The following is a 13,651-nucleotide window of genomic DNA, read 5'->3' as shown; positions in this document are numbered from 1 at the left end:
GCCGCGCGCTACGAAGGAAGCAGGACAATTTGGTGAAGTAACGATTACCTATTTGTGACGTGGTCGCGCGGTCACGGCCTTAGGCCGGCGATTGAATCTCCGCAGTGCCGCCGACGATCTCCAGCTTCTGGGGCACGGTGCCGATGTCGATGCCGCGTTCGCGGAAGACGCGCAGCAGGGTGAGCAGGATCGCGCTGCGGGTGGGATAGGCGGCGCGGGCGCTGGCGACGTGTGCGAAACAATTGAAAAGGATACGGTCGTTGGCGATGCCGTCGACAAAGGCGGCAGGGGCAGGCGCGTCGAGCACCGCCGGCTCGGCGGCGAAGGTCTGCAGCACCAGCGTGCGCACCGCATCGGCATCGGTGCCGAGCGGCACGGAGAATTGCAGCTGGATGCGGCCGAGCGCGTTGCTCAGCGTCTTGTTGAGCACCGACTTGGTGATCAGTTCGGAATTGGGGACGATCAGCGTCGAATGGTCGGCCAGCTCGATCTCGGTCGAGCGGACGCTGATCCGCTTGACGTCGCCCTCGTCGGTGCCGACGCGGACGAGGTCGCCGATCTTGATTGGCCGTTCGGCGAGCAGGATTAGGCCGGACACGAAATTCTGTGTGATCGCTTGCAGGCCGAAACCGATGCCGACCGACAGGGCCGAGAGCAGCAGCGCGATCCGTTCCACCCCGATGCCGAGCGAGGCGAGGGCCCAGATCACCGCCAGCGCGACACCGACGTAGCGGGCGATCAGGCTCACCGAGTTGCGGCCCGAACCGTCGAGATCGGTGGTCGGCAGGTAGCGGCCTTCGAGCCACCCCATGAAGGCGCGCACCAGTGCCAGGCCGACGAACATCACCGCCAGCCCGCGCAGGATCGCCCAGGGCGATATCGCGACCCCGCCAACCTGGACGCCTTGCGCCAACACGCCGATGCGGCCGAAGATCGCCGACAGGCCGGCCCCGGCCCCGAACGGGGTCAGCAGCATGCCGATCGCCAATATCGCGATGACCAACCGCAGCACACCCGACAGCAGCACGCCGAACTGGTCCACCGCGCTGCCGCGTATGCCGAGGCCGGCGACAAGGGTGGTGCCGAGCGGACTGTCACGGCGGAACAGGCTGGTGGACAGGTCGTCGACCGCGGCCATCAAAAGATAGACGCTACAGCCCAGCACCGCCGCCCAGGCGATCATCTGCGCCATCAGCAGGCTGAGACTGATGTAGCCGAGCAGCAGCGCCGCCAGCGCGACGGCGACCACGATCCAGGCGAAGAGCGTCGCTGCGGCCAGGCCGGCGCGGGTGCCGGTGCTGCCCTGGCCCGGCGTGCCGGCGCGGCGGGCGCGCAGCCGGGCGACGACCAGCAGGGTCGCGACGATCAGTAGCAGGTGGATCAGCGCCTCGCCCGCCTGGGCGGCGATCTGCGCCGCACCGCTGGCGCCGACTGCGGTGTTGAACGCCTGCAGCATCAGGCTGACGAAGGCGACCAGCGCGAGCAGGCGGGTCAGCGGTCGCAGACCGTTGGCGGTGTCGTCGTCGAGCGGGGCGATTCGCCACGACGGCTGGCCGCGCATCAGCCAGGCGCCGAAGATCGCCATCGTAAAGCCGGTGAATCCGGTCGCGCCGACCAGGGCGTCGAGCAGGCCGCTCCAGCGCTGCGGCAACAGGCCGGACCAGCGCAATCCCTGGACGAAGGCGGCGGCGGCGAGTGTCGGGAACAAAGTACCGATCAGCACCCGCAGCATCGCATTGGCGGAGCGGCGGACGCGCCGGCCGGGGGCATCCTCGATCAGCATCCGCTGCACCGCCGCGCGGGCCGCGAGCCGTGCGGGGAAGAGCAGCACCAGCGCGAGCAGCGCACCGGCGAGGGCATGCCAGGGCAGGCCGCCGCGCCATTGCGCCCGGACCTGCAGCGAACCCTGCGACAGAAACAGCTCGATGCGGCGCAGGTCGCGCGGCAGATTGACGATGATCTGGCGCCAGAAGTCCGGCGAGACGGGCGAGGGGGCCTTGGCGGTGAAGCGCTCGCTGAGCTCCTCCGCCTGGCTGCGATCCATCTCGGCGAGCAACTGCTGCGCCTCGACGGCGAGCAGATGGCCGCGCTTGACCGCGGCGTCGAGCACGCTGCGCTGCTGGGTCAGGCGCAGCCGCTGGCTGTGGATGTCGGGCGCCTCGCCGCCGGCGGCGGGGGCAGGGCCGAGCTGGGCGATACGGGCGTCGAGCAGGGCGCGTTGCTCGTCGAGTTGGTCGGCGGCGCTTTGCGCATTCTGCTGGGCGCCGCTGGCGCGGTCGCGCAGCGCGCGGACATCGGCCGGATCGACCCGTGAATCGAGCGCCCGGTCGACGGCATGGACGTCGTCGCCCGCCGCGGCGATCTGGCGGGTCAGGTCGGCGGGGGTCGGCACCTGCGCCGTGGCGAGCGCCGGCATGCAGAGCAGCAGCAGCGCGATCAGGCGCGAAGCGATCGGAAACGGCAGACGCGGCATGGCGGCGACTGCTTGCCGCGACACGGGCGGTCAGGGCAAGAGCGGATCGGCCTGCCGCGGCGCATCCGCCGCCTTGCGCTGCGCCCGGAAGCGGTGGAGCAGCGGTTCGGTATAGCCATTCGGCTGGTCGACGCCCTCGAACACCAGCGCGCGGGCGGCCTGGAAGGCGATGCTGCCGTCCGGATCCGGTGCCATCGGCCGGTAGAGCGGATCGCCGGCGTTCTGGGCATCGACCTTAGCTGCCATGCGGCCCAGCGCCGCCTCGACATCGGCGATGCTGGCGACGCCGTGGAGCACCCAGTTGGCGATATGCTGTGAGGCGATGCGCAAGGTGGCACGGTCTTCCATCAGGCCGACGTCATGGATGTCGGGCACCTTGGAGCAGCCGATCCCTTGGTCGATCCAGCGGACGACATAGCCGAGGATACCCTGGGCATTATTGTCCAATTCGCGTTCGACCTCCTCGCGCGACCAGTTGCGGCCGGTGGCGAGCGGCGGGGTCAGCAGCGCGTCGAGGGGGGCAATGGCTTCCGCGGTGCAAGCGCGCTGGCGGTCTGCCACATCGGTCCGGTGGTAATGGGTGGCGTGCAGCGTCGCGGCGGTGGGCGAAGGGACCCAGGCGGTGGTCGCTCCGCTCTGCGGGTGGGCGCCTTTCTGGGCGAGCATGTCCGCCATGCGGTCGGGCGCGGCCCACATGCCCTTGCCGATCTGGCCGCGGCCGCCGAACCCGCAGGCAAGGCCGATCTGGACGTTGCGATCCTCGTAAGCAGCGATCCAGGCGCTGGTCTTCATCGCCGCCTTGGGGATCACCGGGCCGGCGTGCATGGCGGTGTGGATCTCATCGCCGGTGCGGTCGAGAAAGCCGGTGTTGATGAAGACGATGCGGTGGCGCAGCGCGGCGATACAGGCGGCCAGGTTGGCGCTGGTGCGGCGCTCCTCGTCCATGAGGCCGACCTTGATCGTGTGGCGGGCGAGGCCGAGCAGGTCCTCGACCGCGTCGAACAGCCGGTCGGTGAATGCCGCCTCCTCCGGGCCATGCATCTTCGGCTTGACGATATAGATCGAGCCGGCGCGACTGTTGCGGCGGGGGCCGCGGAGATCGTGGAGCGCGATCAGGCTGGTGACGGCGGCGTCGAGGATGCCCTCCGGTGCTTCCGAACCGTCGGCGAGGCGGACGGCGGGGGTGGTCATCAGATGGCCGACGTTGCGGACGAACAGCAGGCTGCGGCCGGGCAGGGTCAGCGGCGTCCCGTCGAGCGCGGTATAGGTCCGGTCTTCGGCGAGTCGGCGCGTGAGGCTGCGGCCATTCTTCTCGAAGTTCGCGCACAGATCGCCGCGCATCAGGCCGAGCCAATTGGCGTAAGCGGACACCTTGTCCGGTCCGTCGATGGCCGCGACCGAATCCTCGAGGTCGCAGATCGTCGTCACCGCGCTTTCCAGCACGACGTCGGCGATGCCGGCGGGATCATCCCGACCGATCGGATGGTCGCGGTCGATCACCACCTCGATATGCAGGCCGTGGTGGCGGAACAGCAGGCCCTTGTCGCTGCGTGCGACGAAGGCGGTCGGGTCGGCGAGGATCGGCTCGCCGATCAGCGTCGCCCAAGAGCCGTCGGCGAGCGGCAGCGCCTCGTCGAGGAACGCCTTGGCCCATGCGATCACCGCCGCGCCGCGGACGGGGTCGTAGCCGCCGCCGGCCGCGGCGCCGGGGATTGCGTCGCTGCCGTAGAGCGCGTCGTAGAGGCTGCCCCAGCGAGCATTGGCGGCATTGAGCAGGAAGCGGGCATTGAGGATCGGCACGACCAGCTGCGGTCCGGCGATCGCGGCGACCTCGGCATCGACACCCTGCGGATCGATCGTGAAGGGGTCGGGTTCGGGCCGGCAATAGCCGATTTCGCGCAGGAAGCCTTCGTCGGCGCTGGCGCCGGATCGATAGCGCGCATCGATCGCGGCCTGCAGCCGGTCGCGCTCGGCGAGCAGCGCGCGATTGTCGGGCGTGAAGCGCGCGAACAGGTCGGCGAGGCCGTCCCAGAAGGTGCCGGGTGCGACACCGCTGCCGGGCAGCGCCTCCGATTCGACAAAGGCGACGAGGCCGGGATCGACCTGCAGCCCGGCGCGCGCGACCATCGACAACATGGAACCTCCCTCGTTCAGCGACGGCGAGCATAGTGTCGCGGCGACTTGTGCGGTAGGGGCAAAGATGTTGAAGCTCCTGTTCCATAGAGGAAAGAATGCCGCTCGATCCCGACTATGATCTCTTCGCGTTGGTCGCCGAGGCGGGCAGCCTGTCGGCGGCGGCGCGGGCGATCGGCATCTCGCCGGCGATGGCGTCGAAACGGCTGGCGCGGCTGGAGCAGCGGCTGGGCGTGCGGCTTGTGCACCGGACGACGCGGCGGCTGGTGTTGACCCCAGCGGGGGCGCAGTTTCGCGACGATTTGAATCCGGTGCGCGCCGCGGTGCGCGAGGCGGAGGCGCGGATCGCGGGGGAAACAGCGGCACCCGCCGGCCGGCTGACGGTGAGTGCGCCGACGTCGTTCGGGCGGTTGCATCTCGCACCGCATCTCGGCTCGTTCCTGCGCGCCTATCCGGCGGTGGCGCTGCGCATCGATCTGGACGACGGCTTCGTCGATCTGGCGTCGGCGGGGGTGGACGTGGCGATACGGATCGCGCCGTCGGTCAGGCCGCCGCTGGTCGGCCATCGGCTGGCGACGAGCCGGCGCGTGCTGTGCGCGGGGCCGCGCTATCTTGCCGAACGGGGTGTGCCGACGTCGATCGATGCACTCGCCGCGCACCGCCTGCTGGCGGCGGACGGGCAGATGCCGTGGCGGCTGGTCGCGCCCGGTACGGCGGCGACGATCGACCGGCCGAGCGCGGTGGCGACCAATTCGAGCGAGATGGTGCGCGAACTGGCATTGGACGGTGCGGGCATCGCACTGCGATCGATCTGGGACGTCGGCGACCTGCTGGCGGAGGGGCGGCTGGTGCGGGTGCTGGCGCCGTGGGAGGGGACGACCGATTCGGCGGTCCATGCCGTCCACCTGCCGGCGCCGCGGGTGCGGCCGGCGGTGGCGGCGTTCGTCGACTTCATGCAGTCGCGGATCGATCCCGACGGCTGGACTTTGCCACCGGCGGCGGTGCCTGACCGGTCAGCTCCGCCCCCGCATCCCGCTTGAACCGGGCGTTGACCAGCACCGCGCACAGCGAGATCGCGGTCACCGTCCAGAAGGCGACGGAGAAATCGGGGAAGGCAGGGCGCAACCGGCCGCTCCACGCCATCGACGCGTGCAGCGCCGTGGCGCCGGCGCAGATGCCGAGCGACAGCATCAGCTGCTGGAAGGTCGAATAGAAACTGGTCGCCGCGCTCATCCGCGCCTTGTCGATCTCGTCATAGGCGATCGTATTGTAGGCGGTGAACTGAAACGACATCAGGAAGCCGGAGACGACCAGCACGGCGAACACCGCCCACAGCGGCCAGTCGCTGCGGAACAGGCCGCAGGTGGCATAGGCGAGCGTGCCGAGCACGCCCATGACGATCAGGCTGTTGCGGAAGCCGAAGCGGGCAAGGATGCGGCGGGCGACACCCTTCATGCCGAACGAGCCGATCGCGCCGGCGACGGTCATCGCGCCGCTCTGCGCCGCCGACAGGCCGAAGGCGAGCTGCATCATCAGCGGCAACAGGAAGGGCTGTGCGCCCTGGGTGATGCGGGTCAGCGAGCCGCCGATCACCGACAGGCGGAAGGTCGGCACGCGCATCAGCGCGACGTCGAGGATCGGGTGGGCGGCGCGCTTGGCGTGGCGCAGGTAGAGCGCACCGGCGATCGCCCCACCGGCGATCAAGGTCGCGGCGAGCCGGCCCTCGCCGCTGCGGCTCGCCATCTCGAACCCCATCAGCAGGCAGCCGAGCGCGATGCCGGACAGGACAAAGCCGGCCGGATCGAAGGGATGGGGATGATCCTCGCGGATGTCGGCGATGAACCGCCCGACCAGCCAGATGCCGGCGATGCCGATCGGCAGGTTGAGCCAGAAGATCCAGCGCCAGTCGAGATAGGTAACGATGAAGCCGCCGAGCGGCGGGCCGACGATCGGGCCGATCAGCGCCGGCATGATCAGCCACGACATCGCCGACACCATGTCGCGCTTGGCGACGGAGCGGAGCAGCACGAGCCGGCCGACCGGCATCATCATCGCGCCGCCGATCCCCTGCGCGAAGCGGGCCACCGCCATCAGCGGCAGACTCGGGGCAAGGCCGCAAGCCAGCGAGCCGGCGACGAACAGGCCGATCGCGGCGCGGAACACGGTGCGCGCGCCGAACCGGTCAGCCATCGTCCCGGAGGCGGGGATAAACATGGCGAGCGCGAGCAGATAGGAGGTGAGCGCGATGCTCATCTCCGGCGCGCGCACGCCGAAGTCGCGGGCCATCGTCGGCAGGGCGGTGGCGAGCACGGTGGCGTCGAGATTCTCCATGAACATCGCCGTCGCGATGATCAGCGCGACCGTGCGGTAGTTGCGGATCGGGACGACGCCGTCGTCCTCGTCGCGCGTCTGGGCGATGGCGTTGCCGGCAGGCACGATGCCGTCGCGCACCTCCGCGTTAACGGAGGCGATGCCGCGCCGGCGCGGGCGCAGATACTGGCGGGGATCGAGGGCGCTGGGGAGATGGAACTGCAACGGACGGAAATATCCCTGACGGTGGCGGAGCCCGAACGGCCGGCTCTCCCGGGAGGTTGCGTCGTCTGTCGCGGCGGTGACGGGGATATAGGGGAGGTTGGGTGACTTATCGAGGGGGTGGCAGGAATCCTCCACAGCACGGGGAGGGAGACAAGCCGAAGGCGGTGGAGGGGGCCGTCCGCACGCGTTGCGCCGTGTGGAAAGCCCCCTCCGTCAGCGCCGATGCGCTGCCACCTCCCCGCGGGCGGGGAGGATTTGGTGTCAGGCCCCTCCCGCCGGGGGAGCCTTCAGTGCTTAGAAGCCGACGTGAGCGCCGAGCGAGAAGACCAAGGCATGGGCGTTGGTCAGCGTGCCGTTGGTCAGCACCGGGGTCTGCGCAGCGGTGCCGGCATAGGCCGCCGTCACGCGGTCGATCGTCGCATCCTTGAAGTCGACGTAATTGCCGGCGAAGTCGATGCCGATCCGCGGGGTCAGCTGGAAGGTGCCGCCGGCGCCGTAGTTCCAGCGGTCCGCGTCCGGCACGCGCGCGTCGCGCAGACCGTTCTGGGTCGGCGTGTTGGCATGCTGCACGCCGGCGCGCAGGGTCAGTGCGGGCGAGACTTCGTAGTCGAAGCCACCGGCCTGGCTCCAGCTGTCGCGATAATTCTCCGGCAGCGCGACGTTGAGCGGCGAGCCGAGGCGGATCGCGTCGAACTTGCTCCAGTTATAGCGCACGATCTGGGCATTGAAGGTCAGCGGCGAGGCGAGCTTGAAGCGACCCGAGACGATCGTCTGCGCCGGCGTGTAGAAGGTCGCCTTCAGGTCGGAGAGCGTCGCATTCTGGCCGGCGAGCGGGCCGACCAGGCCGCTGATCGTCAGATCACCGGTCAGCGTGTGCTTGATCCGGGACTTGTAGCTGACGCCGATCGTCGCCCAGCTGTTGTGCATCTGCATGCCAGCCGACCAGCCGAGATCCCAGCCGTCGCCTTCCAGCTTCTGGCGCCCGTCGGTCGTCGAGGTCAGGTTAGGCAGCGCGTTGCCGAGGCTGGCATAGACGTGCTCGACATTGACGCCGCCGCCGATGCGCAGCCAGTCGGTCGGCGCGATCGCCAGGCTCGGCTGCAGGTCGATCGTCTGCAGCTTGGTGCGCAGCGCGCTGTAGCGGGTCCAGCTGGTCGGCGCGTAATCGGTGGTGAAGCTATAGGGCGAGGTAACGGCGAGGCCGACCGCGACCTTGTCGCCGAACGGCACCGCGACCGCGCCCGACGGCAGCACGCCGTTGTTGATCGGATCCTTGGCGCTCTGGTCGCCGCCGACCGGGCGGTAATTGGCCGGATTGGCGCAGCTCACCCCCGCCGGGCGGCAGATCACCGTGCCGTTGTTGTTGACCCGGCCCTTGGGCAGGATCACCGCGGCCTGGATCGCCGCTTCGGCGCGGTCGATACCGGCGATCGACGCCGGATTCCACCACAGCGACTGCGCGCCGGTATCGGCACCCTCGCCCGAGAAGGCGCGACCGGCGCCGCGGGCGGACTGTTCCTGAAGGTAGAAGGCCTGGGCGTGCGCGGCGGCGCTCCAGCCGGCCGAGGCGAGCAAAGCGGTGGCGGTCAGCGCGACCTTGTTACGCAGAGACATGGTAATACCCTTTAGTTGTCATCGAAAAAGAGGGATCAGCGCAGGCGCGTCCAGGTCTGCGTCTTGCAGAGCGGGACGAAGATGCAGCCGCGCACCTTGAGCGTGTTGGCGTCGATCGGGGTGACGGTGGCCTTGTAGGTCTTGCCCTCGTCGGCCTTGTAGATCGAACCGCCGGTCCACGCGTCGCCGTCGGCCTTGAAGCCGCTGAGCAGCAGCAGCCCCTTGAGCGGGCGGTTGCGCAGCTTGGGGTCGGAATTCTTGGTGTCCTTGAGGTCCGGCTGGGTGCGCAGCAGTTCGGAGGTGACGAGGCGGCCGCAGATCGACGGACCGCAGCGCTGGATCTCGACCACGCCGCCGCGCGTCTCGGTCTTCCAGGTGCCGATCGCGGAATCCGCAGACGGGGCGGCGACCGGGGCGGCGGCGAGCAAGGCGCCAAGCAGAAGCAGGGACATGATGAAACTCCTCTCCGGACATTGCCCCCGCTAACAGCCGCGGGGGCGAACAGTGACCTTGGTCCTGGACGCCGCATGCTTGCGATCGTCTTACCGGCACGCCAGGTCAGTCGAGCGACCTAATGGCGAGCCGGCTGCCCTATACGGCAGTCACCGGCCGGCCTAGTCGCGGTGGCGGCGCTGTCAACCCTGCAAAACCGTCAGAATGCCTCCAGTTCCAGAGCCATGGTCGAACGTTTGCCGGTCTTGATCGCGAGAAAGGCCGCGGTCGCCTGCGGCAGGATGCGGTCGAAGAAGAAGCCGGCGGTGGCGAGCTTGGCCCGATAAAAGGCGGCATCGTCGCTGCCCTCGGCGAGGCGGTCGGTGGCGATCTTCGCCGCCTTGAGGAAGCAATGGCCGATACCGACCAGGCCCATCAGGCGCAAATAGTCCGTGGCGGCGGCGCCGGCCTCCTCGGGGTCCTTCATGCCCTTTTGCGCGATCGTCGCGGTCGACAGTTGCAACGCGCCGAACGCCTGCTGCAGGCCGGCGGTCATGCCGGCGAGCGCCTTGTCGGGCACGCCCGCCATCTGTTCGCACAGATTGGACACGGCGTGGAAGAAGGGGCGGAGCTGGCGGCCCATGTGCGCGGGCATCTTGCGTCCGACGAGGTCGAGTGCCTGGACGCCGTTGGTGCCTTCATAGATCTGGCAGATGCGCGCATCGCGGACGAACTGCTCGACGCCGGTCTCGCGGATATAGCCGTGGCCGCCGTGGATCTGGACGCCATGGTTCGCCGCGTCGAAGGCGAGGTCGGTGAACAGCGCCTTGACCACGGGGGTGACGAGCGCGACGAAATCGGCGGCGCGCTGGCGCAGCTCGGGATCGGCGGCGTGCTTTTCCGCATCGAGCGCGCGGGCGGCCCATTGGCCGAGCATGCGGCACCCTTCCGCATAGGCGCGCATCGTCATCAGGCTGCGGCGCACGTCGGGGTGGACGATGATCGGGTCGGCGGGCAGGTCCGGGCGCGCCGGGCCGGCGAGGCTGCGACCCTGCAACCGGTCCTTGGCGTAGGCGACTGCCGACTGGTAGGCGATCTCGTTGATGCCGAGCCCCTGGATGCCGACGGAGACGCGCTCGGTGTTCATCATCGTGAACATGGCGGCGAGGCCCTTGCCGGGTTCGCCGACCAGCCAGCCGGTCGAATCCTCGAACACCATCTGGCAGGTGGCGGACGCCTTGAGGCCCATCTTGTGCTCGATGCCGGCGACGCTGACACCGTTGGCGGTGGCCGCATTGCCGGCGGCGTCGGGCAGATATTTCGGCACCAGGAACAGGCTGATGCCACGCACGCCGGCGGGTGCGTCGGGCAGGCGGCCTAGGACGAGGTGGACGACGTTGTCGGTCAGGTCGTGGTCGCCCGACGAGATGAAGATCTTCGCGCCGCTCACCTTGTAGCTGCCGTCGTCCTGCGGCACCGCCTTGGTGCGGAGCAAGCCGAGATCGGTGCCGCAATGCGATTCGGTCAGGCACATCGTCCCCGACCATTCGCCGCTGACCATCTTGGGCAGATAGGCCCGCTTCAGATCCTCGGACGCATGGCCCTCGATCGCGGTGGTCGCGCCGTGGGTCAGGCCGGGATAGAGGCTGAACGACAGATTGGCCGAACAGATCATCTCCTCGACCAGCTTGTTGAGGCTTTCCGGCAGGCCCTGGCCGCCCCATTCGGGCGCCGAGGCGAGCGCCGCCCAGCCGCCCTCGCGAAACTGATCATAGGCCGCCTTGAAGCCGGCGGGCGTGCGGACGACGCCGTTTTCCAGCCGGCACCCTTCGAGGTCGCCACTGGCGTTGAGCGGCAGCAAGACCTCCTGCGCCATGCGTGCGCCTTCCTCCAGCACCGCGTCGAGCAGGTCGGGGGTGAAGTCCGCATGGGCGGGCAGATTGGCGAACTGATCGTCGGCGAACAGCTCGTGCAGCACGAAGCGCATGTCGCGCAACGGGGCGGTGTAGACTTGCATGGGTCCTGGTCCTCTTCCTCCCGTCACCCCGGACTTGTTCCGGGGTCCACTCGTCCGTGCACCACACATGCGTGGCGTTCACGGAGACGTGGATGCCGGAACAAGTCCGGCATGACGGTTTGATCCTATCAGTTGCGCAGCGGCTTGCCGGTCTCGAGCATATGCTCGACCCGTGCCTGGGTGCGGCCGTCCTTGACGCTGGCCATGAACGCCTGCCGCTCCAGCTTGAGCAGCTGGTCCTCGGTCACCGTGTCGACCAGATCGGCATCGCCGCCGGTCAGCACGGTCGCCAACCGGTCCGACACCACGGCGTCGTAGGGCGTGGCCATGCCCTTCTTGCGGAAGCCGTCGACGACGCCCGCGATGCCGACGCGGCCGCTTTCGCCGGGCAGGCGGAAGGTCGGTTTTTCCGGCGCGACATAGCCGTCGACCATCGACAGCGCCCTGGCCTTGGCATCGGCGAGCAGGCGGTCGCGGTTCATCGTGAGGCCGTCGGTCGGGCGCAGGAACATCATTTCCTTGGCCAGTGCGGCAGATTTCGACACCTGCGCCGTCGAGATCGTCTCGAACGCCTTGGCGACGGCGGGCATCGGGCCCTTCGGCATCATCGGCGCCTTCGCCATCCGGTCGAGCAGTTCGCCGTTGCCGCCCCAGCCGGGCAGCAGGCCGACGCCGCATTCGACCAGGCCGATATAGCTTTCGGCATGCGCCTGCACCGCATCGGCGTGGAGCACGACCTCGCAGCCGCCGCCCAGCGCCATGCCCGCGGGCGCGGCGACGACAGGGAAGGGCGCGTATTTCAGCGCCTTGAGCGCGGCCTGCCCGGCGGCGATCAGCTTTTCCACCTCGCCCCAGGCGGCGATGTTGACCGCGAACATGGCGAGGCCGAGGTTGGCACCGGCCGAGAAGTTCGACCCCTCATTGTAGATGACCAGCGCCTTGAACTGCGCCTTCACCAAGGGAATCGCCTTCTGGATCAGCTGCATGATCTGTTCGTCGAGCGCGTTCATCTTGGTGGTGAACTCGAGCGCAGCGACGCCGTCGCCAACGTCCCACAGTGCCGCCGAACCGTTCCTGAGCAGCGGCTCGCTGCGCAGCTTGATGTCCTCGAGCAGCAGCACGCCATCGCCGCGCACGACGTCATGATAGGCGCCGTCCGCGCCGAGGAACTGGCGCGTGCCGTTCTCGACCCGGTAGAAGGGCCGCGTGCCTGCCGTTTCCAGGATCGGCGGCACGGCGCGGCCCTCCGCCCGCAGGCGGTCAGCGAGCGCGCCCGGCCCGAGCCGGTCGATCAGCTCGAACGGCCCGAATTTCCAATTGTAGCCGAGCTTCATCGCGTCATCGATCGCGACCACGTCGTCCGCCGCCTCGCCGACCAGCGACGCGGCATAGCTCAGCACCTTGCCGAGGATTTCCCAGGCATAGGTGCCGGCCTTGCCGGGCAGCGCGATCAGTGTGGACAGATCCTTCTCCGCCGCCGACGGCAGCTTCTCGGGCTTTGCTTCCGGGCGATAGTCGCCGGTGGCGAGGTCGAGCGCGAACTTGGTCTTGGTCGCCTTGTCGAAACGGTAGAAGCCGCCCTTGCCCTTGCGGCCGGTGAAGCCCTCCGCAATCATCTTGTCGACCAGCGGCATCGGCCGGACGGTGTCGAAATAGGGGTCGCCCGCCGGCAGGGTCGACGACAGGCTTTTCGACAGCAGCGGCATCAGATCGACACCGACGAGGTCGACGAGCGCGAAGATGCCGGTCTTCGGCACGCCCATCGGCCGGCCGCCGATCTGGTCCGCCTCCTCGACCGTCAGCCCCTGGTCCATCGCCGCGTTGATCGCGACGGCGAGCCAATACGTGCCGATGCGGTTGGCGATGAAGCCCGGCGTGTCCTTGGCGCGGACGATGCGCTTGCCCATGAAGCGGTCGACGAAATCCTCGACCTTTTCCGCGACCGCGGGGTCGGTGTGCTCGCCGCGCACGATCTCGATCAACCGCATATAGCGCGGCGGATTGAAGAAGTGGGTGATCAGGAAGTCCGCCTTGAACTGGTCCGACCGCCCTTCGACCAAAGCCCCAAGCGGAATGGTCGAGGTGTTCGAGCTGACCGCAGTGCCGGGACGCTTGAGCTGTTCGAGCTTGGCATAGAGTGCCTGCTTGATGTCGAGCCGCTCGACGATCGCCTCGACGATCCAGTCGCATTCGGCGACGCGGGGCAGATGGTCGTCGATATTGCCGGTCTCGACCAGCTTCGCCGCCGCCTTCGACATGAAGGGGGCGGGGTCGGTCTTGAGCATCTTGGCGACCGCGCCTTTGGCGACCGCGTCGCGGTCGTCGCCGTCCTTGGGAACGATGTCGAGCAACAGCACCGGGATACCGGCGTTGGCGATCTGCGCGGCGATGCCGGCGCCCATCACGCCGGCGCCGATCACGCATACCTTCTTGATGGTGTCGCTCAT

General features: G+C 68.8%; 8 protein-coding genes. 1 reads left to right on the top strand and 7 read right to left on the bottom strand.

Features of this window, described 5'->3' with window-relative positions:
- Positions 1-79: 79 nt before the first annotated feature.
- Together ACU5AX_RS03165 and ACU5AX_RS03160 are read right to left on the bottom strand one after the other, a co-directional pair.
- The gene (locus ACU5AX_RS03165) at positions 80-2,473 is read right to left on the bottom strand and encodes a DUF3772 domain-containing protein (protein WP_446689634.1); all 2,394 of its coding nucleotides are present in this window, start codon (positions 2,471-2,473) and stop codon (positions 80-82) included.
- A 30-nt stretch (positions 2,474-2,503) separates the two neighbouring features.
- Positions 2,504-4,600 (bottom strand): malate synthase G, encoded by a 2,097-nt coding sequence (locus ACU5AX_RS03160; protein WP_446690457.1) that lies wholly within the window; start codon positions 4,598-4,600, stop codon positions 2,504-2,506.
- Between the two features lie 104 nt (positions 4,601-4,704).
- On the opposite strand from ACU5AX_RS03160, the gene ACU5AX_RS03155 reads away from it, so the two are divergent.
- Entirely contained in the window at positions 4,705-5,646 is a 942-nt protein-coding gene (locus ACU5AX_RS03155) for a LysR family transcriptional regulator (protein WP_446689633.1), read from the top strand.
- On the opposite strand, the gene ACU5AX_RS03150 is transcribed toward ACU5AX_RS03155, so the two are convergent.
- The 5 genes from ACU5AX_RS03150 to ACU5AX_RS03130 all read right to left on the bottom strand — a co-directional run bounded on the left by ACU5AX_RS03150 (position 5,558) and on the right by ACU5AX_RS03130 (position 13,651).
- Positions 5,558-7,099, bottom strand: coding sequence for an MDR family MFS transporter (locus tag ACU5AX_RS03150; protein ID WP_446690456.1), 1,542 nt, complete (start codon positions 7,097-7,099; stop codon positions 5,558-5,560). The genes ACU5AX_RS03155 and ACU5AX_RS03150 overlap by 89 nt on opposite strands.
- 336 nt (positions 7,100-7,435) lie before the next feature.
- On the bottom strand, positions 7,436-8,755 hold the full coding sequence (locus ACU5AX_RS03145; RefSeq protein WP_446689632.1) for an OmpP1/FadL family transporter: 1,320 nt from the start codon (positions 8,753-8,755) through the stop codon (positions 7,436-7,438).
- A gap of 35 nt (positions 8,756-8,790) precedes the next feature.
- Positions 8,791-9,207, bottom strand: coding sequence for a DUF2147 domain-containing protein (locus tag ACU5AX_RS03140; protein ID WP_446689631.1), 417 nt, complete (start codon positions 9,205-9,207; stop codon positions 8,791-8,793).
- A 200-nt stretch (positions 9,208-9,407) separates the two neighbouring features.
- The gene (locus tag ACU5AX_RS03135) at positions 9,408-11,204 is read right to left on the bottom strand and encodes an acyl-CoA dehydrogenase C-terminal domain-containing protein (protein ID WP_446689630.1); all 1,797 of its coding nucleotides are present in this window, start codon (positions 11,202-11,204) and stop codon (positions 9,408-9,410) included.
- A 128-nt stretch (positions 11,205-11,332) separates the two neighbouring features.
- A complete protein-coding gene (locus ACU5AX_RS03130; protein ID WP_446689629.1) occupies positions 11,333-13,651 on the bottom strand; it encodes a 3-hydroxyacyl-CoA dehydrogenase/enoyl-CoA hydratase family protein in 2,319 nt (772 codons plus the stop codon).

This window comes from Sphingomonas benefaciens (assembly GCF_052907485.1).
Note: the sequence above shows the minus strand (reverse complement) of the source record. Positions and strands in the feature narration are given on the sequence as shown.

Bases quoted from the DNA above. Each gene is read 5' to 3' on its own strand.
- ACU5AX_RS03165 (WP_446689634.1), bottom strand. From the start codon at position 2,473: ATGCCGCGTCTGCCGTTTCCGATCGCTTCGCGCCTGATCGCGCTGCTG.
- ACU5AX_RS03160 (WP_446690457.1), bottom strand. From the start codon at position 4,600: ATGGTCGCGCGCGCCGGGCTGCAGGTCGATCCCGGCCTCGTCGCCTTT.
- ACU5AX_RS03155 (WP_446689633.1), top strand. From the start codon at position 4,705: ATGCCGCTCGATCCCGACTATGATCTCTTCGCGTTGGTCGCCGAGGCG.
- ACU5AX_RS03145 (WP_446689632.1), bottom strand. From the start codon at position 8,755: ATGTCTCTGCGTAACAAGGTCGCGCTGACCGCCACCGCTTTGCTCGCC.
- ACU5AX_RS03140 (WP_446689631.1), bottom strand. From the start codon at position 9,207: ATGTCCCTGCTTCTGCTTGGCGCCTTGCTCGCCGCCGCCCCGGTCGCC.
- ACU5AX_RS03135 (WP_446689630.1), bottom strand. From the start codon at position 11,204: ATGCAAGTCTACACCGCCCCGTTGCGCGACATGCGCTTCGTGCTGCAC.
- ACU5AX_RS03130 (WP_446689629.1), bottom strand. From the start codon at position 13,651: ATGAGCGACACCATCAAGAAGGTATGCGTGATCGGCGCCGGCGTGATG.